We start from the raw sequence: 21,364 nt of genomic DNA on the forward strand, positions 1-21,364 counted from the left end.
CTGCCTCATCGGGGTACGGTGAGCAGACTGCAAGTTGAAGTGAACTTGAAGTCAAGGAGCGCGATGAAACCCGCGGAGGAACTGCTCACGATCGGGGAGGTCGCCGAGCGTGCGGGCTTCGCGACGTCGGCGATCCGCTTCTACGACAAGGAAGGTCTCGTCGTTGCGGTGCGCACGTCGGGCAACCAGCGCCGCTACCCCCGCAGCGCGTTGCGGCGCCTGGCGTTCATCCGCGCCGCGCAGAACGTCGGCGTCCCGCTCGCGGAGATCCGCGAGGCCCTCGCCGAACTGCCGGACACCCGGACCCCGACGAAGGCCGACTGGGCCCGCCTGTCCCGGCACTGGCGCGCCCGCCTCGACGCGCAGATCGAGGGCCTGACCGCGCTGCGCGACAACCTCGACTCCTGCATCGGCTGCGGGTGCCTGTCGCTCCAGCGGTGCGCGCTTTACAACCCCGGCGACGTCGCCGGCACCCGCGGCCCCGGCGCCCAGCGGCTCCCGAAGGTGATCCGCGAGCCCCACCACTCCTGAGCTCAACACCCTGGTCACGCCCCGGCGCCCCCGCCGCCGGACCCCCGGCCTGTGGAAAAGAAAGGGTGACACCCCTTACTGCGGAGTAAGGGGTGTCACCCCTGGCCGACATCTATGTCGCCCCGCCAGAAGGGGTGTCACCCCTCGTGGGACGAGGGGGTCAGGGGAGGCGCCAGTCCACGGGTGGGGCGCCGAGGTCGGCGAGGAGGGTGTTGGCCCGGCTGAACGGGCGGGAGCCGAAGAACCCGCGGTCGGCGGACATCGGGCTCGGGTGGGCCGACGCGATCGTCGGGGTGTCGCCGAGCATCGGGCGCAGGGTCTGGGCGTCGCGGCCCCAGAGGATCGCAACCAGGGGGCGGTCCCGGGCGACGAGGGCGCGGATCGCCTGCTCGGTCACCTGCTCCCACCCCTGGCCGCGGTGGGACGCGGGGGCGCCGGGCGCGACGGTGAGGACCCGGTTCAGCAGCAGGACGCCCTGATCGCTCCAGGGGCTCAGGTCGCCGTTGCTCGGCGGCGGGAGGCCGAGGTCGGAGCAGTACTCGCGGTAGATGTTCATCAGCGAGCGGGGAAGCGGGCGCGTCTCGGGGGAGACGGAGAACGAGAGCCCGACCGCGTGGCCCGGGGTCGGATAGGGGTCCTGCCCGACGATCAGCACGCGGACCTCGTCGAACGGCCGGGTGAACGCCCGCAGCACGTTCGTCCCGGCCGGCAGGTACTGCCGCCCGGCGGCGATCTCGGCGCGGAGGAACTCGCCCATTCCGGCAATGACGTCGGTCACCGGTTCCAGGGCCCGGGCCCACCCGGGCTCGACGATCTCGCTCAGTGGGCGGCCGGTGCGTGCGGTGGGTGCCGTGGGTGCCGTCACCCGCCCGAGGTTAGTGGGATGATTGGCGGAGTCGACCGCGCGCTCGCCGACGAGTCGCGCCCGCCCCTCGCAGAACTGGAACGGACTTCAGCGTGCCCCCGACCTCCCCCCGGCCGGACCGGACCGACCCGGCGCTGATCCGCAACTTCTGCATCATCGCTCACATCGACCACGGCAAGTCGACCCTCGCGGACCGGATGCTGCAGCTCACCGGCGTCGTCGACGACCGGACCATGCGCGCCCAGTACCTCGACCGCATGGACATCGAGCGCGAGCGCGGCATCACCATCAAGAGCCAGGCGGTCCGCCTCCCCTGGACGGGGCTGGACGGCCAGGTCTACGTCCTGAACCTGATCGACACCCCGGGCCACGTCGACTTCACCTACGAGGTCTCGCGCAGCCTCGCGGCGTGCGAGGGTGCGGTGCTGCTCGTCGACGCCGCGCAGGGCATCGAGGCCCAGACGCTGGCGAACCTGTACCTGGCGCTGGAGAACGACCTTCAGATCATCCCGGTCCTGAACAAGATCGACCTGCCGGCGGCGCAGCCGGAGAAGTACGCCGCCGAGCTCGCGCACATCATCGGCTGCGAGCCCGACGACGTCCTCAAGGTCAGCGGCAAGACCGGCGAGGGCGTGACGGACCTGCTGCACGAGATCGTGGCCCAGGTCCCGCCGCCCGTCGGTGACCCGGACGCCCCGGCGCGGGCGCTGATCTTCGACTCGGTCTACGACACCTACCGCGGCGTCGTGACTTACGTCCGCGTCATCGACGGTCACCTGAGCAAGCGCGAGAAGATCCTCATGCTCTCGACGAAGGCGACCCACGAGCTGCTCGAGATCGGCGTCATCTCCCCGGAACCGATCCCGGCCGCCGGCCTCGGCGTGGGCGAGGTGGGTTACCTCATCACCGGGGTGAAGGACGTCCGGCAGTCCAAGGTCGGCGACACCGTCACCGACGCGCTCAAGCCGACGACGCAGGCCCTCGGTGGGTACCGCGACCCGAAGCCGATGGTCTTCTCCGGGCTGTACCCGATCGACGGCTCGGACTTCCCGGAGCTGCGCGAGGCGCTCGACAAGCTGCGGCTCAACGACGCCTCGCTGGTCTACGAGCCCGAGTCCTCCGCCGCGCTGGGCTTCGGCTTCCGCTGCGGCTTCCTCGGCCTGCTGCACCTCGAGATCATCCGGGAGCGCCTCGAGCGCGAGGCCGGCCTGGACCTGATCTCCACCGCCCCCAACGTCGTGTACCGGGTGGTGAAGGAGGACGGCAAGGAGTTCGTCGTCACCAACCCGAGCGAGTTCCCCGACGGCAAGATCCGGGAGATCTACGAGCCGATCGTCCGCGCGACGGTGCTCGCCCCCAGCGAGTTCGTCGGCGCGATCATGGAGCTCTGCCAGCAGCGCCGGGGGACGCTCGGCGGGATGGACTACCTCTCCGAGGACCGCGTCGAGCTGCGCTACACGCTCCCGCTCGCCGAGATCGTCTTCGACTTCTTCGACGCGCTGAAGTCCCGCACCCGCGGCTACGCGAGCCTGGACTACGAGATCAACGGCGAGCAGACGGCCGACCTGGTGAAGGTCGACATCCTGCTCCAGGGCGAGCCCGTCGACGCCTTCTCCGCGATCGTGCACCGGGACAAGGCACCGGACTACGCGACGCGGATGACCAAGAAGCTGAGGGAACTGATCCCGCGTCAGCAGTTCGAGGTCCCCATCCAGGCCTCGATCGGCTCCCGCATCATCGCGCGCGAGAACATCCGCGCGATCCGCAAGGACGTCCTCGCGAAGTGCTACGGCGGTGACATCACCCGTAAGCGCAAGCTGCTCGAGAAGCAGAAGGAGGGCAAGAAGCGGATGAAGATGGTGGGCCGGGTCGAGGTCCCCCAGGAAGCCTTCATCGCGGCGCTCTCCACCGACGAGGCCGGCGACAAGCGGGGCGAGAAGAAGTAGCCCGAAAAAACTCGGGCGACGACACGCCGCCTTCGCGGAAATAATCCCCCGCCGGGGGAGTTCCTACCGGAACTTGGGCTGCCCGAGTACGGAGCCGTACTGTTCGGCTCCTAGGGTGGCCCCCTGCCGTACGAAACATCCAGGGGAGCACGCATGGCGGTTGTCGCCTCCACGCCGGCCGACGCCGGGGCGCCACAGTCACCGGAGGCGGGGGAGTCCGCCGCCGGCGACTCGCAGCGGGCGGCCGCGGCCGCCCGTCGCCGCTGGCTCGGCCTGCTGGTCATCACCGGCTGCCAGCTGCTGATCGTCCTCGACGGCACGGTCGTCAACGTCGCGCTGCCCGCGATGAGCGACGACCTCAAGCTGTCCGAGGCCGACCGGCAGTGGATCATCACGTCCTACGCCCTGGCCTTCGGTGGCCTGCTCATGCTGGGCGGCCGGATCGCCGACTACCTCGGGCTCCGGCGGACGTTCCTGATCGGCATCATCGGCTTCGGCGTCGCCTCGGCGCTCGCCGGCTTCGCCCCCAACTTCGAGCTCATGCTCACCGCCCGCGCGCTGCAGGGTGTGTTCGGCGCGCTGATGGCCCCGGCCGGCCTCGCGCTGCTCGCGAACACCTTCACCGACCCCATGGAACGCATCAAGGCGTTCTCGCTGTTCGGCACCGTGGCCGGTGCCGGGTCGGCGGCGGGCCTGGTCGTGGGCGGTGTCCTCACCGAGGCGGTCAGCTGGCGCGCGACCATGCTGATCAACGTCCCGGTCGTGCTCATCCTGATCTGGGGCACGCTCGCGTTCCTCGACGAGTTCAAGGCCGAGTTCGCCGGTCGTCTCGACTGGATCGGCGCTGTGCTCGCCACCGCCGGTCTGGTCAGCCTCGTGTACGGCTTCTCCGAGGCCGAGCGCTCCGGCTGGACCGAGCCGTTCACCCTCTGGCTGTTCGGCATCGGCGGCTCGCTGCTGATCGTCTTCATCGTCAGTCAGCGGATGATCGCCAACCCGCTGCTGCCGCTGCGGGTGCTCGCCGACCGCAACCGGGCGGGCGCGAACCTCGCCGTGATGCTGACGGTCATCGGCCTGTTCGGCGTGTTCTTCTTCATGAGCTTCTACTTCCAGGAGGTCCTGGGGTACTCGGCCCTGAAGACCGGTCTGGCCTTCCTCCCGGTGACGCTGTGCATCGTCGCGTCCTCGGAGTTCCTGACCCGCTACTCGCACCGCTACCCGCCGCGTGCCCTGATGGCCGGCGGTCTGATCGGCACGGCGATCGCGCTGGGGCTGTTCACCCGGCTCGACGCCGAGAGCAGCTACCTGCTCGACCTGATCCCCGGCATGGTGATCATGGGTCTGTCGATCACCTGCGTGTTCGTCCCGGCCTTCAACGTCGGGACCTGGGGCGTGCAGCCGCAGGACGCGGGCGTCGCCAGCGCGCTGATCAACACCGCCCAGCAGGTCGGTGGCGCGCTCGGTCTCGCGCTGCTGTCGTCGGTCGCCGCGAGCCGCAAGGCCGACTTCCTCGCCGGCAAGGAGGAGACCGCGGCGAACCTGCTCGACGGCGACGTCGAGGGCTACGCCCGGGCGACCCTGTGGGCGATGATCATCATGCTGCTCGCCGCAGCCCTTACCGTGGTACTCGTGAACGCGAAGAAGGCAAGCCACGGACACGGCGAGCCCGCCCCCGAGGGCGAGGCCGTCAACGGTTTCGAGCCCACGCCCGAGGAGCACCCGCAGGCCGAGCTGGCGCACGTCGACGCCACCGGTCGCACCGGTGACGCCTTCGCGGTCGCCGAGGCCGAGGAGGCGATCGGGGTGCACCCGGTCAACGGCGTGCCGATGCCGGTCGCGTTGGGCACCGGCCGCATCGCGACCCGCGTCGTCGACGCGATCGGCCGTCCGCTGATGGGCGTGGCCGTCAGCCTGCTGGACGCGACGGGTCGTCAGATCGCCGTCGCCGACACCGACGTGATCGGTCGCTGCGAGCTCAACGACCTGCCCGGTGGCGAGGCGCTGCTGGTGGCGATCCACCCGTCGTACGCGCCGTTCGCGCAGCCGGTCGTCGTGCCGGCGAGCGGGACCGCGCAGGCGGACGTCCAACTCAACACCGACCCGATCCGCGCGACGCTGATCACCGGCGAGGCGCTGACCCCGCAGGGCTGGCTGATCGCCGACGCCCGGGTCAGCCTGATCGACGTCAACGGCGTCGAGTGCGCCGTCACCCGCACCGACTCGCAGGGGCGCTACGCCTTCACGGGGGTGCCGGAGGGCGACTACACCCTGCTCGCCACGGGCTACGGACCCTCGACGGCCACCGTCCGGGTGGGTGGACGGCCGGGCGGCGCCCCGGTCGAGGTCGACCCGATCACGCTCGCGCACCCCGAGGACGCCACCGTCTCGGACCCGCTCAGCACCTCCTGAGTCCCGCCGGCCCGCTGCTGAGTCGAGCTCAGCAGCGGGCCGGGCGCAGGGAAGCCTTTGCTGCCCGCTGGACTCTTCGGTACGGAGCCGTTCACCAGGGCGCTTACAGTGGTCCGGTGACCTCGACGATCGCCGCGACCACGACCCAGGTCGACGCCGAAGACGTGACCCCGCGCGAGCGGGAGATCCTCGCGGTCTGCGCGGAGCTGCTCACCGAGATCGGCTACGAACGCCTGACGATCGACGCCGTCGCCGCCCGCGCCCGCGCCAGCAAGGCGACGATCTACCGCCGCTGGCCCGGGAAGCCGGCGCTGGTGACGGCGGCCGTGCGGCACCTGAACGAGGAGCCGTTCTCGGTCACCTACACCGGCGACCTGCGCACGGACCTGCTCACCCTGCTGCACGACCTGCGGGACGGACTCACCGAGCGGGGTGCGCTCCTCGCCGGCATGGTGTCCGCGATGCAGCAGGACCCCGAACTGGCCGGGCTCATGCGCGCCGACATCAAGCAGTGCCAGTCGGTCACCGCGTCCCTGCTCAACCGGTACGCCGAGGACGGGGCGATCCGGAACCCGGACGCCGAACTGATCCGCCAGCTCGCGACCGCCACCGTGCTCACCCGTTTGCTCTTCACCGGCGAGACCGTCGACGACGACGTGCTGGCCCGGCTGGTCGACAACGTCCTCATCCCGCTGCTGACCCTCACGCTGCCTCCGGGCGCCTGACCCCCGCGCCGCGGACCACACCATGGCGTCGCGCTCGCACGAGGAGCGCCCCACGGGCGACTGGGGGCTCCCACCGGTTCCCCCGCGCCGTGTGCCGGTCGGGGTCGACGCCGAACCCGTGCCCGGCACGGTGTCGGCCACCGAGTTCTCCCCGGAGGTCGAGGCCGCCCGCCTGGAGCAGAAGGCGCACCGGCGGCGCTGGCTGGGCCTGCTCGTCCTGGCGTCCTCGCAGCTGCTGATCGTCGTCGACGGCACGATCGTCAACGTCGCGCTGCCGGCGCTCTCGACCGATCTCGAGCTCGCGTCGGCCGACCGGCAGTGGGTCATCACCGCCTACTCGCTGGCGTTCGGCGGCCTGTTGCTGCTCTGCGGCCGGATCGCCGGCTATCTCGGCCTGCGCCGGACGCTGGTGATCGGGCTGGGCGGCTTCGCGGTCGCGTCCGCCCTCGGCGGGGCCGCGCAGAACCTGGAGACGCTGCTGGTCGCACGCGCGGCGCAGGGCGTGTTCGGTGCGCTGCTCGCCCCGGCCGCCCTCGCACTGGTGTCCACCACCTTCGTCGACGTCCGGGAGCGGGCGAAGGCCTTCGCCGTGTTCGGCGTCGTCGCCGGCGGCGGGTCGGCGGTCGGCCTGATCGCGGGCGGCATCCTCACCGAGTACGCCGACTGGCGCTGGACGATGTACGTCAACGTCCCCCTGGCCGCGGTGTCGATCCTCGGCGCGTTCCTGTTCCTCGACGAGTTCAGCGGCGAGCACCCGGGCCGGCTCGATCTGATCGGCACCGTGCTCGCCACCGGCGGTCTGGTCACCGTCGTCTACAGCTTCTCCGAGGCCGAGCGGAACGGCTGGACCGAGACCCGCACGCTCTGGCTGCTGTTCATCGGCCTGAGCCTGCTGATCCTGTTCGTCCTGAGTCAGCAGCTCGTCGCGAACCCGCTGCTGCCGCTGCGGGTCCTCGGCGACCGGACGCGCGGCGGGTCGAACCTCGCGATCACCCTGGCCGCGCTGAGCATGATCGGCGCCTTCTTCTTCCTGACCTTCTACCTGCAGGGCGTGCTGGAGTTCTCCCCGGTGCGGACCGGCGTCGCGTTCCTCCCGGTCACCGGTGGTGTCATCGTCGCCTCGGCGGTGATCAGCAGCCTGATGCCGAAGGTCGCGCCTCGTCTGCTGATGGGCCTCGGTCTCGTCGGCGCGGCCGTGGCCTTGATCTGGATGTCGCGGATCAGCGCCGACTCCAGCTACTTCTCCGACCTGCTCGCGCCCCTGATGCTCATGGGCGTCGCGATGGGCGCGGTGTTCGTGCCCGCGTTCAACGCCGCGACGCACGGCGTCCCGCCGCGGGACGCCGGGGTCGCCGGCGCCGTCGTCAACGCGACCCAGCAGATCGGTGCGTCCCTCGGCGTCGCGCTGCTCTCGACGGTCGCCGCGAACCGCACCGCCGACTACCTGCAGAACCGCTCGATCGACCCGCAGACCCTGATCGACGCCCAGGTCGAGGGCTACGCCCGCGCGAGCCTGGTCGCCGGACTGATCCTCGCGGCGGCCGCGCTCGCGGTCGTGCTGCTGGTCAACGTGCACCGACTCGTCGCCCAGCCGGGCCTGGGCGAGGTTCCGATTCCGGGCCCCGTCGCCGAACCCGCGCTCGCGGTCCCGGCCCCCACGGAGTCCTCCGTTCGCCACGATTTCCCCGCTCAGCCGTCCGGCCGGGCTAGCATCCCCGCCGTGTTCCTGGAGGCCAGCGACGTGACCGACCCTTCCTACGGCGCCAACGGCAACGGCAACGGCAACGGCGCCCACGTGCCGGCACCCGCCTACGCGCCCCCGGCATCGACCCAGAGCCCCGTCCCCGCACCGCAGCCGATCCCGCAGCCGATCGCGCAGCCCGCGCCGGCACCGATCCCGCAACCCGCGCCGGCACCGGCGTACGCCGCGGCGCCGGGGCCGGCCCTGCGGGTCCGGGTCCGGCGGGCCGGCGCGAGCGGCGCGCCGGGTGACGGCGTGGCCGGTGCCGGGGTGACCCTGCTCGACCCCGGCGGCCGGCAGGTCGCCCGGGGTGAGACCGACGCGTCCGGCGTCGCGGACTTCGCGTCGCTCGCCGGCGGCGAGGCGCTGCTCGTGGTCCGCCACGAGGGTTACCTGCCGCAGGCCCGCACCGTGCTGCTGCCCGGCCCGGGTGCGCCGACCGTCGAGGTCGACATCGAGGTCGCCGGGGCGTCCCGGCTCTCCGGCGTCGTCACCAACGCGGCCGGCCGTGGGGTCGAGGGCGCGCTGGTGACGCTGACCAGCCTCGACGGCGCGGTCGCGGCCAGCACCCGCACCGACGCGACCGGTGCCTACGAACTCGTCGATCTCACGATCACCGACGGGACGCTCGCGGTGTTCGCCTCCGCCTCCCGGCCGGTGGCCGTGCCGGTGACGATCCCGCCGGGCGGTCGCGTCCAGCGGGACGTCGAGGTCCGGGGCAGCGGCGTGATCTCCGGGATCGCCCAGACCCCCGAGGGCTGGCTGATCGCGGACGCGCGGGTGAGCCTGCTCTCCCACGGCGTCGAGGTCGCGGTCACGCGCACCGACGCCGACGGGGCCTACCGGTTCACCGATCTGGAGGCCGGCGCCTACACCGTGCGCGCCGTCGGTTACCCGCCTGCGGAGGCCGAGGTCGTCGCCGGCGCCGGGGAGACGCCGGTGAGTCCGATCACACTCGCGCACGAGGACTGAGCGCGGGCGCCCGTCCGCAGCGCCGCCCCGGCACCGAATCCACCCATCGACCACAATGGCCGCATGAGCGCATCGGTGGTGTCCGTCAACGTCGGTCGTGTGGTGGACACCCCCGGGAGCCTGCTGGGCCGCACGAGCATCGACCGGCGCCCGGTGACCGGCCGGATCCGGGCGACGGAACTCGGCCTCATCGGCGACGAGGTCGCGGACACCAAGCACCACGGCGGGCGCGACCAGGCGGTCTACGCCTACGAGCGCGAGGACCTCGACCGCTGGGCCGCCGAGCTCGGGCGCGAGCTGCACGACGGCAACTTCGGCGAGAACCTGACGACGGGGGGAATCGACCTCGCGGCGGCGGTGATCGGCGAGCGCTGGCGGATCGGCGACGCGGAGTTCGAGGTCTCCTCCCCGCGGACGCCGTGCGGCACGTTCCGCAACCACCTGGGCAACCTGCGCGGCTGGGTGAAACGGTTTACCGCCGACGGTCGCCCGGGCGCCTACCTGCGCGTCCTCGTCGAGGGCGAGATCGGCGCCGGTGACGAGATCACCGTGCTGCACCGCCCGGAGCACGGCGTCACGATCGCCGAGGTGTTCCGGGCGATCACCACGGAGAAGCAGCACCTGCCGGGGCTGCTCGAGGTGCCCGAGCTGCCCGCCAAGGTGCACCGCTGGGCCCGCGAGGCGCGCGCGTCCTGAGACGCGTCGGAAAGCCGTGCAAGTGATGGTGCGTCACTGATGGCCGGCCCGCCCCCGATGGGTGAGCCGGTCCCCGCCGACGGGGCCTTGCCACCGGCGGCCCTGACCGGGGTGGGCGAGCGGCCCTTCGGGCTGTACCTGCACGTCCCGTTCTGCGCGAGCCGCTGCGGTTACTGCGACTTCAACACCTACACCGCCACCGAACTCGGCCCGGGCGCCTCGCGGGACGAGTACCCCGACCAGGCCGCGGCGGAGATCCGCCTCGCCGCCCGGCTGCTCGCCGCGTCCGGGGCCGCGCCCCCGACGGTCTCGACCGTCTTCGTCGGCGGTGGCACGCCCACGCTGCTGACGCCACGTCAGCTCGGTGGGCTGCTGCAGGTCGTGCGCGACGAGTTCGGCCTCGCCCCGGACGCTGAGGTCACCGTCGAGTCCAATCCCGACAGCGTCGACGCGAAGGCGCTGGAGGGCCTGGTCGCCGCCGGGTTCACACGGATCTCCTTCGGCATGCAGAGCTCCTCCGGTCGCGTGCTGCAGATCCTCGACCGCACGCACACGCCGGGCCGGGCGGCCGAGTGCGCCCGCTGGGCCCGCGAGGCCGGGTTCTCCGGCGTGAACCTCGACCTGATCTACGGCACGCCCGGGGAGAGCGACGCCGACTGGGAGAACTCGATCGAAGCCGCCCTCGCGGCCGCGCCCGACCACGTCAGCGCCTACGCGCTGATCGTCGAGGACGGCACCCGCCTCGCGGCGCGCGTCCGCCGCGGTGAGCTGCCCGCGCCGGACGACGACGTGCTCGCCGCGCGCTACGAGATCGCCGATGCGGCCTTCGCCGCCGCGGGCCTGTCCTGGTACGAGGTCTCGAACTGGGCCACGTCGCCGGCCGCGCGGTGCCGTCACAACGTCCTGTACTGGACCGGCGCCGACTGGTGGGGGATCGGGCCGGGCGCGCACAGCCACGTCGGTGGGGTGCGCTGGTGGAACGTCCGCCACCCGCGGGAGTACGCCGCGCGCATCGCCGCCGGGCAGAGCCCGGGGGCGGGGCGGGAGGTGCTGTCCGCGGACGAGCGCCACCTGGAGCACGTCCTGCTCGGGATCCGCCTCGTCGACGGTCTCGCGCTGACCGACCTGGACGACTCCGGTCGCCGGGCTGCCGCGCGGGCCGCCGCCGACGGGCTGCTCGAGGCGACCGCGCTCGCCGCGGGTCGCGCGGTGCTGACGTTGCGTGGCCGGCTCCTCGCCGACGCGGTGGTTCGTCAGCTGACCGCCTGACGGAACCGGCCCGCCGGGCTATGGTCCCCAGGGTGCCTGTCGCTGTTCCCGACCGCGAACCGGGCGCCGCGCTCATCGCTGCGGCGGCCCGGCGGCTGGACGCGCGCCGCGGCGAGTTCATCCGGGCGATGGTCGACCGGTTCACGGTGGACATCGCGCCGCTGCAGCACGACGATGAGATGCGCGCGATGCTCGCCGCGAGCACCGATGCGAACGTCGCCGTCGCGCTGCACCTGCTCGAACAGGGGATAGACCCGCACGTCGTCGAACCTGCGCCCGCGGCCGCGCAGTACGCCCGGCGCCTGGCGCAGCAGGGAATCCCGCTCTCGGCGTTGTTGCGCGCCTACCGGCTCGGGCACGCGGACTTCGTCGAGGCGATGCTGCACGAGATCAGCACCGACCCCGACGGCAACCCGAAGACCGTCGCCGCCGCGAGCGCGACGGTGGTGCGCGAGTCCGCGGCGTTCGTCGACTCCGTCTCCGAGTTGGTCGTGCTCGCCTACGAGACCGAGCGCGAGGCGTGGGCACGCAACGACTCGACGCTGCGCGCCTCACGGATCCGCATCCTGCTCGAGGGGGAGGACGTCGAGATCCGCGCGGCCGAGCGCGCCCTGGGCCACCCGCTCGCGCAGGTGCACGTCGCCGTCGCCCTCTGGTTCGACGAGGGCGGCCCGCTGCGCGGTGACGAACTGATCCGCCTGGAGCGCTCCTGCGCCTCGGCCGCGACGTTGGTCGGCGCGCAGTACCTGTTCAGCGCGCGCGACGAGGGCAGCGCCACCGTCTGGTTCTCGCGCCCGGGCGACGGCCCGGACGTCGAGAAGCTCGCCGACGCCCTTGCCGGCTCCGACGGACCCGTGCCGCGGATCGCGCTCGGGCGGCCCGGCGCCGACCTCGCCGGGTTCCGGGTCACGCACCGGCAGGCGGAGCAGGCCAAGCGTGTCGCCGTCGTCGCGGGTGCGACCGGGACGCCGGTCACCGACTTCGCCGACGTCGGTGCGGTCGCGCTGCTGTGCCAGGACCTCCCCGCGGCCCGCGCGTTCGTCGCCGACACCCTCGGGCCGCTGGCGGCGGACGACGACAACGCCGAACGACTGCGCGAGACCCTCCGCGTCTTTCTCGCGACCAACGGCAGTTACACCGCCGCCGCCGAACTGCTGAACCTGCACAAGAACTCGGTCCAGTACCGGATCACCAAGGCCGAGCAGCTCTGCGGCCGGCCGCTGCGGGCCGAGCGCTTCGACGTCGAGTTCGCCCTGCGGGCCTGCCACCTCCTCGGCGCGGCCGTGCTGCGATCCGACTGACGGGCCCTCACACCCGCCCTCACACCCGCCCTCACACCCGGAGGAAGGGCGCGGCGACCGGGTAGCGGTAGGCCTCGCCGTAGCGGGCCGCCATCGCGGCGCGGACCGTGAGCAGGAACCAGCCGACGGTCAGCAGCACGATCAGCACGACGGTGGCGCCGGCGGCCCAGTCCGGTCCGCCGTCGTCGCCGACCCGGGACAGTGAGGCCGTCCCGATCAGCCCGGCGAGCCCGACCAGGCCGACCGTGACGTTGAAGTTCACCGCCGCGACGGCGTGCGCGCGCACGAACGTCGACCCCCGGGTCAGCACGCGCAGCGCGATCAGCGGCCCGACGAACCCGAGGCCGATCGCCATCCCCGGGATCGAGGCCACGTGGACGATCGCCGCCCGGCGCCGCTCGGACTGCGTGGGCACGGTTCAGTCCTCGGCGGCGCCCTCGGCGGCGTCGCCCGTGGTGACGAAGTCGATGAGCTCCTCGACCCGGCCGAGCAGCGCCGGCTCCAAATCCGTCCAGGTGCGGACGGAGGCGAGGATCCGCTTCCAGGCGACGTGGGTCTCGCAGTTCCAGCCGAGGGCGTCGATCACGCCCTCCTTCCACGGGCGGCCGCGGGGGACGTCCGGCCAGGCGTCGATCCGCACCACCTGCGGGCGGACCGCCTGCCAGATGTCGATGTAGGGATGCCCGACGACCAGCACGTGCGGGTTCCGGACGGCGGCCGCGATCCGGCTCTCCTTGCTGCCCTCGACGAGGTGGTCGACGAGCACGCCGAGGCGGCGCCCGGGGGCCGGGCGGAACTCGGCGACGATCGCGGGGAGGTCGTCCACGCCCTCCAGGTACTCGACGACGACGCCCTCGTGCCGCAGGTCGTCGCCCCAGACCTTCTCGACGAGCTCGGCGTCGTGGCGGCCCTCGACGTAGATCCGGCTGGCCCGGGCCACCCGCGCGCGGGCGCGGGGGACCGCCACCGAGCCGGACGCGGTCCGGGCGGGGACCTTCGCCGCGGCGGGGGCGCTCGGGGGCGTCAGCGTCACCGGCTTGCCGTCGATCAGGAAGCCGGGCCCGAGCGGGAACGTGCGGTGCTTGTCGTGCCGGTCCGCGAGCGTGACCACCCAGCCGCCGGGCATCTTGTCGCAGCGCACCACCGCGCCGCAGAAACCGGTGTCGACCTCCTCGACGACGAGGTCCCGGTCGGCCGGAACGGCGGGGACGGCCCGGGGCCGCCGCCAGTTCCGGGCAAGGACGTCGGCGCCGTAGTGGTCGCCGGGCATGTTCGAGCGCATCCGTCAGACGTTAACGGCGATCGGCGGAGCGAGCCGGGCGGCGCGCGGCGCAGCTAAACTGTCACTCACCACGTGAGAGTGCCAATGGTCGAGCTCGATTCGGGGAGGTACGGCGTGCTGGACGAACGCAAGCTCGCCGTGCTCCGCGCGATCGTGCAGGACTACGTCTCGACCGAGGAGCCGGTGGGCTCGAAGACGCTGGTCGACCGGCACAACCTGGGCGTCTCCCCGGCCACGATCCGCAACGACATGGCGGTGCTGGAGGAGGAGGGCTACATCGCCCAGCCGCACACCAGCGCCGGGCGGGTGCCCACCGACAAGGGCTACCGCCTGTTCGTCGACCGGCTCGCCGGGGTCCGGCCCCTGACCTCGCCCGAGCGGCGGGCGATCCAGCAGTTCCTGGACTCGGCGGTCAACCTCGACGACGTCGTCGACCGCACCGTGCGGCTGCTCGCGCAGCTCACGCGGCAGGTCGCGGTCGTGCAGTACCCGTCGCTCTCGACGGCGTCGGTCCGGCACCTGGAGGTGCTCTCCACGGGCCCGGGCCGCGTGATGCTGGTGCTGATCACCGACACCGGGCGGGTCGAGCAGCGCGTCGTCGACGTCCCCGTCGTGACCAGCGAGGACCTGCTGCCGGACCTGCGGGCCCGGCTGAACGCCGTGATGGACGGCCAGCGGCTGTCCAAGGCCGCGGACGCGGTGACCCTGCTGGGGGAGAACTGGCCGGCGCCGCCGGGGAGCGTCGACGCCACCGTCGTCGCGACGGTCATCGCGGCGCTGCACGAGATGATCGACGACAGTCACGACCAGCGGGTCGTGATGGCCGGTGCGGCGAACCTCACGCGCGCCGGGCAGGACTTCACCGACTCGCTCGGCGTCGTCCTCGAGGCCCTGGAGGAACAGGTCGTGCTGATGCGCCTGCTGCACCAGGCGAACTCCCCGGACGTCAGCGTGCGGATCGGGCACGAGAACAGCATGGAGAGCCTGGCCGGTACCTCGGTCGTGGCCTCCGGGTACGGTCACCGCGAGGTCGTCGCCCGGCTGGGCGTGATCGGGCCGACCCGGATGGACTACCCGGGCACGATGGGTGCGGTGCGCGCTGTGGCGCGCTACGTCGGCCACATCCTCTCCGACGAGAAGTAGGACGGGCGGACAAACCAGGTGGCGGACTACTACGGCGTCCTCGGCGTGTCCCGGGACGCCTCGCCGGACGAGATCAAGAAGGCGTACCGGAAGCTCGCGCGCGAGCTGCACCCGGACGTCAACCCCGCGCCCGACGCCGCGGAGCGTTTCAAGGAGGTCACGGCCGCCTACGAGGTGCTCTCCGACCCGCAGAAGCGCCAGATGTTCGACCTCGGGGCGGACCCGCTGCAGCCCGGCGGGGGTGGCGGTAACCCGTTCGGGGGCGCCGGCTTCGGCTTCGGCGACATCATGGACGCCTTCTTCGGCGGCGGGCAGACCCGCGGCCCGCGCAGCCGGGTGCAGCGCGGCCAGGACGCCCTGCTGCGGCTGGAGATTCCGCTCGCCGACGCCGCCTTCGGCACCACCCGCGAGCTCACGCTCGACACTGCGGTCGTCTGCAACCGGTGCGGCGGCGACGGCTGCGCGCCCGGTTCGGAGCCGGTGACGTGCGACATCTGCCACGGCCGCGGCGAGATCTCCAGCGTCCAGCGCTCGTTCCTGGGCCAGGTCATGACCTCCCGGCCGTGCAACCAGTGCCGCGGCTACGGGACCGTGATCCCGTCGCCCTGCCCCGAGTGCGCGGGCGAGGGGCGGGTCCGCAGCCGGCGGACGCTGAAGGTGAAGATTCCCGCGGGCGTCGACACCGGGACGCGGATCCAGCTCTCCGGCGAGGGCGAGGTCGGCCCCGGCGGTGGGCCGCCCGGCGACCTGTACGTCGAGATCATCGAGGCGCCGCACCCGCACTTCACGCGGCAGGGCGACGACCTGCACGTCCAGGTCCGGCTGCCGATGACGGCGGCGGCGCTCGGGGCGTCACTCCCGATCGAGACCCTCGACGGGCCGTTCCAGCTCAACGTGAAGCCCGGCACGCAGTCCGGGCACCTCGAGCGCGTGCCGGCCCGCGGCGTCCCGCACCTGCGCGGGTCCGGGCGCGGTGACTTGATCGTGCACGTCGAGGTCGTGACGCCGACCAAGCTCGACGCCGAGCAGGAGAAGCTGCTGCGCGAACTGGCCCGGCTCCGCGGCGAGGAGCACCCGACCGGCGACCTGTCGACGGGGCAGCCCAACGTGTTCTCGAAGATCCGCGACATCTTCGGCGGTCGTTGATCCGGTGACGGCGCCGCTGTTCTTCGTCGACCCGGGGCAGCTCGGCGCCGGTGAGGTCGTGCTCGGCGGGGCCGAGGGCCGGCACGCGGCGAAGGTCCGACGGCTGCGGGTCGGCGAGGAGGTCGACCTCGCCGACGGGACCGGTGCGCTGGCGCACTGCGTCGTCGCGGCGGTGACGGGGGAGTCCCTCACCCTGCAGGTGCGCGAGCTGACCGAGGCGCCGCCCGCGGAGCCGTCGTTCACGGTCGTGCAGGCGCTGCCCAAGGGCGACCGGGGTGAGCTCGCCGTCGAGGTGCTGACCGAGGTCGGGGTCGACGAGATCGTGCCGTGGTCCGCGGCGCGGTGCGTGACGCAGTGGACCGGGGCGCGCGGCGAACGCTCCGCGCAGCGGTGGGCGGCGCACGCCCGCGAGGCGGCGAAACAGGCCCGGCGCCCGCGCATCCCCACGGTGGCTCCGCTGGCGAGCACGGCCGAGGTGACGCGCCGGCTCTCGGACGCTGCGCTCGCACTGGTGCTGCATGAGGGTGCGTCAGATCCGCTCGCGACCGTGATGCTGCCGTCGGCGGGAGAAATCGTGCTCGTCGTCGGCCCCGAGGGCGGGATCGACGACCGCGAACTCACCGCGTTCGCCGCGGCGGGGGCTCACGCCTCCCGGCTCGGACCGGAGGTCCTGCGGACCTCCACGGCCGGTGTCGCGGCCCTGTCGGCCCTGTTGGCCCGGACCACCCGCTGGGCCTGACGCACCGTCGGCTGACGACCGTCACTGTTCGTCACGAGGTTCTTGGGGACGCGCTCGGCGATCCGTCCGGATCCCGCCCGATTCGTCCCGACCGTCGGGGTGTTCGAGCGCAAAGTGGGACCCAAATCGCCTGCGCGTCAAGGGTGAGGTCGTCACGATGTGTCGTGCGGGACCGATCGGGGGGATCGGGCCCACAGCATCCGGGGGGATCGATGAGCGCTCGACGTGTGACGTCGTACCGCCTGCTCCTGGTGCGCTCCGCGCTCGGACGTCTGGCCCGCGCACTCGGCTACTACGCGGTCGCGACCCGAGCTCAGATCCGCGCGTGGCGCACCTCGTACCAGGTCCAGATGTTCGGTTACCGGATCCGTACGGCGCTCGCCGCCTCCGGCCGGTTCGTGGGCCGGATCCCGCGTCAGATCCTCGCGGGTCTCGCGCTGGTCGCCTGGTTCTTCAAGGAGCTGCCGGCGTACATCGGCCGTGTGATCGCCGACCGGCGTGAGGACCGCGCGGAGCTCCGCGCCGAGCGCCGCATCGCCGTCGCCCGCGTCCGCGCGGAGCGGGCCGAGCGTCGCGCCGCCCGGGCCGAGCGTCGCGCCCGTCGTCGGGCCGAGGCCGCCGAGATCAAGGCCGCCCGCGGCGCGCGCCCGAACGCCCTGCCGGTCCCGGCCTGGTTCTCCCGGACCGAGGGCGCCGAGGGCGCTGCCCGTCCGGCCCGCCGCATCCCCGTCCCGCGGCGCGCGATCCTCGCCGCCGCGCTGACGATGGCCGCCGCCGTTCCCGCGTACTCCGTCGTGTCCGGGTCGCTGAGCTCCGACGAGCAACCCCGTCGGCCCGAGGCCGCGGCCGCGCCCGCCGTTCCCTCGACGCCGGCGCCCGTCGCGGAGCCGGTGGTCACCGCCGCTCCGAGCGCGACCGGCGCCCCGGCGCTCCCGGGCACCGGCGTCGGTCCCGCGGCCCCCGGTGTCGGTCCCGCGGCCCCCGGTCCGGTCCCGACTGGCGACACCGGCGAGTTCGCCCGGACCCTGACGGTCCTCCCGACCCCCGCCCCGGCGATCCCGGCCCCGCGCCTGCGCGTCGCCTCGGCCCCGGACGGCTCGGTCCCGCTCGACGCCGCCGCCGTCGTCGGCTCACTCACCCGCCCGCTGACCCCGGCCCAGGCCGCCGAGGCCCAGCGGCAGGCGAAGTGGGAGCGCAAGATGACCCGCGCCCCCCACGCCGCGAAGTCCGCCGGCAAGTAGCACCCCGCAACGTCCCGAAGGCCCCGCCCGGTGGAGATGACATCTCCACCCCGCGGGGCCTTCCTCGTTGGAGATGACATCTCCACTGGGTTGGGTCGTTTGGGTTGGAGATGACATCTCCACTTTGAGGAGGGCTGCGGTCAGGCGGAGCGGAGCCCGAGCGCCATGGCCGCGCGCAGGCGCGACAGGAACCCCTCGGGGTTGTTCATCAGCTCGTGCCAGGTCGTGCGGACGACGATCCAGCCGGCGTCGCGGAGGCGCTTCTCACGTGCCTCCTGCTGCTCGATCGCCCGGTGGACGTCCCCGCACCAGGGATCGAGGTACTTCACCGCTCCGTCGACCTCGATCACGACGCGAAAGGCGCGGAGCAGCAGATCGACGCGGCCGATGTGGCCGAGCGCGTCGTAGAGATCCACCTGCGGCTCGGTCTCGATGCCGTCGTCGGAGCACACGACGCGGGCCAGGGACTCGGCCGGCGACTCGGCGCGCCCGTCGGCGAACGCGATCGCCTGGCGGGCCGTCAGGGTCTTCGGCCACTGGCGACAGGAGTCGAGCACGGCCTGCAGCTCCGCACGGGACGCGCCGAAGTGCATCGCGGCGTCCGCGACGAAGATCGCCTCGATGCGGGTGCTGTCGCGCATCAGGTCGACGGCGGTCCGCGCCAGGTTGCATACCGGGATGACTCCCTGCGCCGCCACGTGCTCCGGAGGCAGTGCGGCAGGGCGGACCTCGACCCCTGCGCGATACGTCCGTCGGTCTCGGTTCGCACTGACGAGGTGGATGTGGTGCGGGCGGCGGTCCCAGGGCCGCAGCTCTTCCGCCTCGGCGAAGACGCTGTTGTCCGTCCGCGGATTGTCGGGCAGCGGCAGTTTGTGCAGGAACCCCGCGCTCGTCCCGCCGGCGGCGAGGAGCGGCGGACCGGCCCGCCCTGGACGCCACCGCCGTGCGACGAGCGCGCCGGCGATCTCGATGCGATGGCGCTCTCGCTCGTCGCTCGCCTGCCAGTACTCGCCCGGCGTGAAGACGTCCCGGCGGAGTTCGTGGAGGACGCCGACGCGGACCGCTTCTCGACGGTCGTCGCGATTCATTCCAGCCTCGCTGCACTGTGCAGCAGTGACGACACCGCCCTGCTCGAGGGCTACGGGAGCGAGAACTTGCGGCAGCACTGGAGTCATGCCGCGCATCATGGCCCGACTTCCCTGGAGGACCCCCGAGTTATCCACAGGCCGCCTCCATCGCCGCGTGGGAGCCCGGAATGGAGATGTCATCTCCAGCGGAATCGAGCCCCGCGAGTGGAGATGTCATCTTCAACGCGATGGGCCTGCTCGAGTGGAGATGTCATCTGCAACGCGATGGGCCTGCTCGAGTGGAGATGTCATCTCCAACGAACGTGACCTGATCGAGTGGAGATGTCATCTCCAGGGAGGGGGTCAGCCGATCTTGCTGCCGGGCGGGGGAGCGGTGGGGGTGCCGGTGGGGGTGCCGGTGGGGGCCCCGGGGGTCGGGGTCGGGGTCGGGGTCGCCGGGGTGGAGGGGGTCGGCGAGGGGATCGGGGTCGGCTGGACCGCGCCGGGCGGGGTGGTGATCGTGATCCAGATCGAGTCCGAGGCGAGCTTGGTCTCGCCGTCCTCGGCGGAGAGGGTGTACGCGTCGATCCGGTAGTTGCCCGGGTCGAGAGCGAAGGTGACCTGCCAGTCGCCGAGTTCGGGCGCGCCCTGGGTGGCCTGGACGTTGGCGCGCTTGAGCACCCGCCCGTTCTGGGAGACGTCGACGGTGACCATCGCCTCGAAGACGCGCGCCAGGCCGGCGACCGTCAGCGGGCTGTTGTAGCTGCGGCCCGACAGCGGCGCGGTGATCGCGACGTAGTTGCTCTGACCGTCGTCGACGGGGATGCCGGAGTCGTCCTGGTTGCGCTCCTGCTCCTCGGTGACCGGCTTGAGCATCATCGTGTTCTCGGGCGACTCGATGACGCCCTCGGTGGGCTCGGGGTCGTCGCCGCCGGTGGCGCCGATCTCCGGGCCCGGGTCCTCGGGGACGTAGCGCTCGACGTCGGACTGCGAGTTCGAGATGACCGGCCCGTCGAAGGGCTGGACCGCGACCGGGTCCGGCGGCCGCTCGACGACGTTGACGTCGCGGCCGTTGTCGCCGGTGACCTGCAGGCCGATGGCGGTGCCGGCGACCAGAGCGAGCACGAGCGTGCCGCCGGCCAGGGCGGGACGGGAGGCGGCGGAGGTGAACCAGCCGAGGACGCCGCGGCGGGCCTCGGTGCGGGCGCGGATCTTGGCCAGGCCGTCCCCGACCGGGTGGACGCGGTCGGCCTCCGCGCGCAGGGCGCGGGCCAGGATCGCCTCGAGGTCCTCGGGCGGCTCGGGCCGGCCGAACCGGCTGCCGTAGTCGCTCATGACGTCTGCTCCGCTTCCAGCATCGCTCGCAACGCTGCCATGCCCCGGTGGGTGTGGCTCTTCACGGCTCCCTTGGACACCTTCATCGCCGCGGCGATGTCGGCCTCGGACAGATCTCCGTAGTAGCGCAGGACGAGCGCCTCGCGCTGCCGCTCGGGCAGCTTGCGCAGGGCGGCCATCACGCGGTCGCTCTCCAGCCGGGAGAGCGCGCCGTGCTCGGCGCTCGGCATGTCGGGGCCGGGCGTGGGGGCGTACTTGTCGGCGACGACCCGCCGACGCAGGACCGACCGGGACCGGTTGACCACCGTCTGACGCAGGTACGCCAGCGCCTTGTCCTGGTCCTGGATCCGACGCCACGCGCCGTGCATGGCGACGAAGGCGTCCTGGACGACCTCCTCGGCCTGCATCGAGTCGCGCAGGAGCAGGGCGGACAGCCGGACAAGGGAGCGGTAGTGCTCGGAGTACAGCGCGGTGACGGCCTCGTCGGCGTCCCACCGGGCGCCGGCGGCCCCCAGCTCCGCGACCATGACTGTCATACCCCCAAGACGCCGGACTGGCTGGATAGGTTTACCTGGTGACCAGCTCAGCGCCCGAACCGGATTGTCTGTTCTGCAAGATCGTCGCCGGAGAGATCCCGGCAACAATAGTCGCGGAGACCGCCGACACCGTCGCTTTCCGTGACATCAACCCCCAGGCGCCGACGCACGTGCTGGTGATCCCCCGGGAGCACCACCGTGACGTGGCCGTCATGGCCGAGCAGAACCCCGCCCTCGCGGGCCGGCTGCTCGCCGACGTGGCCGCCGTGGCGCAGCAGGAAGGGCTGCCCGGCTTCCGCCTGGTGTTCAACACCGGCGCCGCCGCGCAGCAGACGGTCTTCCACGTCCACGCCCACGTCATCGGCGGCCGTGAGCTGACCTGGCCGCCGGGCTGACGCCGGGTCAAGGGGTGGCAGGTGT

At 72.6% G+C, this 21,364-nt stretch carries 19 protein-coding genes; 13 read left to right on the top strand and 6 right to left on the bottom strand.

Annotated elements, in window-relative coordinates:
- Positions 1 to 63 precede the first annotated feature (63 nt).
- Positions 64 to 531, top strand: a complete 468-nt coding sequence (soxR, locus tag ABD401_RS15240; protein WP_344606201.1) for a redox-sensitive transcriptional activator SoxR — start codon at positions 64 to 66, stop codon at positions 529 to 531.
- 160 nt (positions 532 to 691) lie between these two features.
- Here soxR and ABD401_RS15245 read toward each other — a convergent pair whose 3' ends face one another.
- Entirely contained in the window at positions 692 to 1,396 is a 705-nt protein-coding gene (locus ABD401_RS15245) for a uracil-DNA glycosylase (protein ID WP_344606203.1), read from the bottom strand.
- A gap of 92 nt (positions 1,397 to 1,488) precedes the next feature.
- On the opposite strand from ABD401_RS15245, the gene lepA reads away from it, so the two are divergent.
- The 7 genes from lepA to ABD401_RS15280 all read left to right on the top strand — a co-directional run bounded on the left by lepA (position 1,489) and on the right by ABD401_RS15280 (position 12,455).
- Positions 1,489 to 3,342, top strand: a complete 1,854-nt coding sequence (lepA, locus tag ABD401_RS15250) for a translation elongation factor 4 (RefSeq protein ID WP_344606205.1) — start codon at positions 1,489 to 1,491, stop codon at positions 3,340 to 3,342.
- 153 nt (positions 3,343 to 3,495) lie between these two features.
- Positions 3,496 to 5,751 (top strand): MFS transporter, encoded by a 2,256-nt coding sequence (locus ABD401_RS15255; RefSeq protein ID WP_344606207.1) that lies wholly within the window; start codon positions 3,496 to 3,498, stop codon positions 5,749 to 5,751.
- Between the two features lie 116 nt (positions 5,752 to 5,867).
- A complete protein-coding gene (locus tag ABD401_RS15260; protein WP_344606209.1) occupies positions 5,868 to 6,476 on the top strand; it encodes a TetR/AcrR family transcriptional regulator in 609 nt (202 codons plus the stop codon).
- 22 nt (positions 6,477 to 6,498) lie between these two features.
- Positions 6,499 to 9,189: an MFS transporter gene (locus tag ABD401_RS15265; RefSeq protein ID WP_344606211.1), complete on the top strand. Its 2,691-nt coding sequence runs from the start codon at positions 6,499 to 6,501 to the stop codon at positions 9,187 to 9,189.
- 63 nt (positions 9,190 to 9,252) lie between these two features.
- Positions 9,253 to 9,885, top strand: a complete 633-nt coding sequence (locus ABD401_RS15270) for an MOSC domain-containing protein (protein ID WP_344606213.1) — start codon at positions 9,253 to 9,255, stop codon at positions 9,883 to 9,885.
- Between the two features lie 39 nt (positions 9,886 to 9,924).
- Positions 9,925 to 11,154: a radical SAM family heme chaperone HemW gene (gene hemW / locus ABD401_RS15275; RefSeq protein WP_344606215.1), complete on the top strand. Its 1,230-nt coding sequence runs from the start codon at positions 9,925 to 9,927 to the stop codon at positions 11,152 to 11,154.
- Between the two features lie 32 nt (positions 11,155 to 11,186).
- Entirely contained in the window at positions 11,187 to 12,455 is a 1,269-nt protein-coding gene (locus ABD401_RS15280; protein ID WP_344606217.1) for a PucR family transcriptional regulator, read from the top strand.
- A 31-nt stretch (positions 12,456 to 12,486) separates the two neighbouring features.
- Here ABD401_RS15280 and ABD401_RS15285 read toward each other — a convergent pair whose 3' ends face one another.
- Both ABD401_RS15285 and ABD401_RS15290 read right to left on the bottom strand, forming a co-directional pair.
- Positions 12,487 to 12,870 carry a DUF4870 domain-containing protein gene (locus tag ABD401_RS15285; protein WP_344606219.1) on the bottom strand — a complete coding sequence of 128 codons (384 nt, stop codon included), beginning with the start codon at positions 12,868 to 12,870 and terminating at the stop codon, positions 12,487 to 12,489.
- 3 nt (positions 12,871 to 12,873) lie between these two features.
- Complete coding sequence (locus ABD401_RS15290) at positions 12,874 to 13,725, bottom strand: DUF3097 domain-containing protein (RefSeq protein ID WP_425566167.1); 852 nt, start codon at positions 13,723 to 13,725, stop codon at positions 12,874 to 12,876.
- Between the two features lie 126 nt (positions 13,726 to 13,851).
- On the opposite strand from ABD401_RS15290, the gene hrcA reads away from it, so the two are divergent.
- From hrcA to ABD401_RS15310, 4 genes are all read left to right on the top strand, one after another.
- On the top strand, positions 13,852 to 14,880 hold the full coding sequence (hrcA, locus tag ABD401_RS15295) for a heat-inducible transcriptional repressor HrcA (protein WP_344606223.1): 1,029 nt from the start codon (positions 13,852 to 13,854) through the stop codon (positions 14,878 to 14,880).
- A gap of 18 nt (positions 14,881 to 14,898) precedes the next feature.
- A complete protein-coding gene (dnaJ, locus tag ABD401_RS15300; protein ID WP_344606225.1) occupies positions 14,899 to 16,026 on the top strand; it encodes a molecular chaperone DnaJ in 1,128 nt (375 codons plus the stop codon).
- A gap of 4 nt (positions 16,027 to 16,030) precedes the next feature.
- A complete protein-coding gene (locus ABD401_RS15305) occupies positions 16,031 to 16,765 on the top strand; it encodes a 16S rRNA (uracil(1498)-N(3))-methyltransferase (RefSeq protein WP_344606227.1) in 735 nt (244 codons plus the stop codon).
- Between the two features lie 212 nt (positions 16,766 to 16,977).
- Entirely contained in the window at positions 16,978 to 18,006 is a 1,029-nt protein-coding gene (locus ABD401_RS15310; protein ID WP_344606229.1) for a hypothetical protein, read from the top strand.
- A gap of 140 nt (positions 18,007 to 18,146) precedes the next feature.
- Here the strand turns inward: ABD401_RS15310 and ABD401_RS15315 are convergent, their stop codons facing one another.
- The 3 genes from ABD401_RS15315 to ABD401_RS15325 all read right to left on the bottom strand — a co-directional run bounded on the left by ABD401_RS15315 (position 18,147) and on the right by ABD401_RS15325 (position 20,935).
- Positions 18,147 to 19,094, bottom strand: coding sequence for an endonuclease domain-containing protein (locus ABD401_RS15315; RefSeq protein WP_344606231.1), 948 nt, complete (start codon positions 19,092 to 19,094; stop codon positions 18,147 to 18,149).
- 342 nt (positions 19,095 to 19,436) lie between these two features.
- The gene (locus tag ABD401_RS15320) at positions 19,437 to 20,408 is read right to left on the bottom strand and encodes a Gmad2 immunoglobulin-like domain-containing protein (RefSeq protein ID WP_344606233.1); all 972 of its coding nucleotides are present in this window, start codon (positions 20,406 to 20,408) and stop codon (positions 19,437 to 19,439) included.
- Positions 20,405 to 20,935 (bottom strand): SigE family RNA polymerase sigma factor, encoded by a 531-nt coding sequence (locus ABD401_RS15325; protein WP_425566162.1) that lies wholly within the window; start codon positions 20,933 to 20,935, stop codon positions 20,405 to 20,407. Before ABD401_RS15325 ends, ABD401_RS15320 begins: the two co-directional genes overlap by 4 nt.
- Positions 20,936 to 20,982: 47 nt before the next feature.
- Between ABD401_RS15325 and ABD401_RS15330 the strand changes: the two genes are divergently transcribed.
- Positions 20,983 to 21,339: a histidine triad nucleotide-binding protein gene (locus ABD401_RS15330; protein WP_344606237.1), complete on the top strand. Its 357-nt coding sequence runs from the start codon at positions 20,983 to 20,985 to the stop codon at positions 21,337 to 21,339.
- The last annotated feature ends 25 nt before the right edge of the window (positions 21,340 to 21,364 follow it).

The sequence above is a fragment of the Sporichthya brevicatena genome (assembly GCF_039525035.1).
Classification (GTDB): Bacteria; Actinomycetota; Actinomycetes; order Sporichthyales; family Sporichthyaceae; genus Sporichthya; species Sporichthya brevicatena.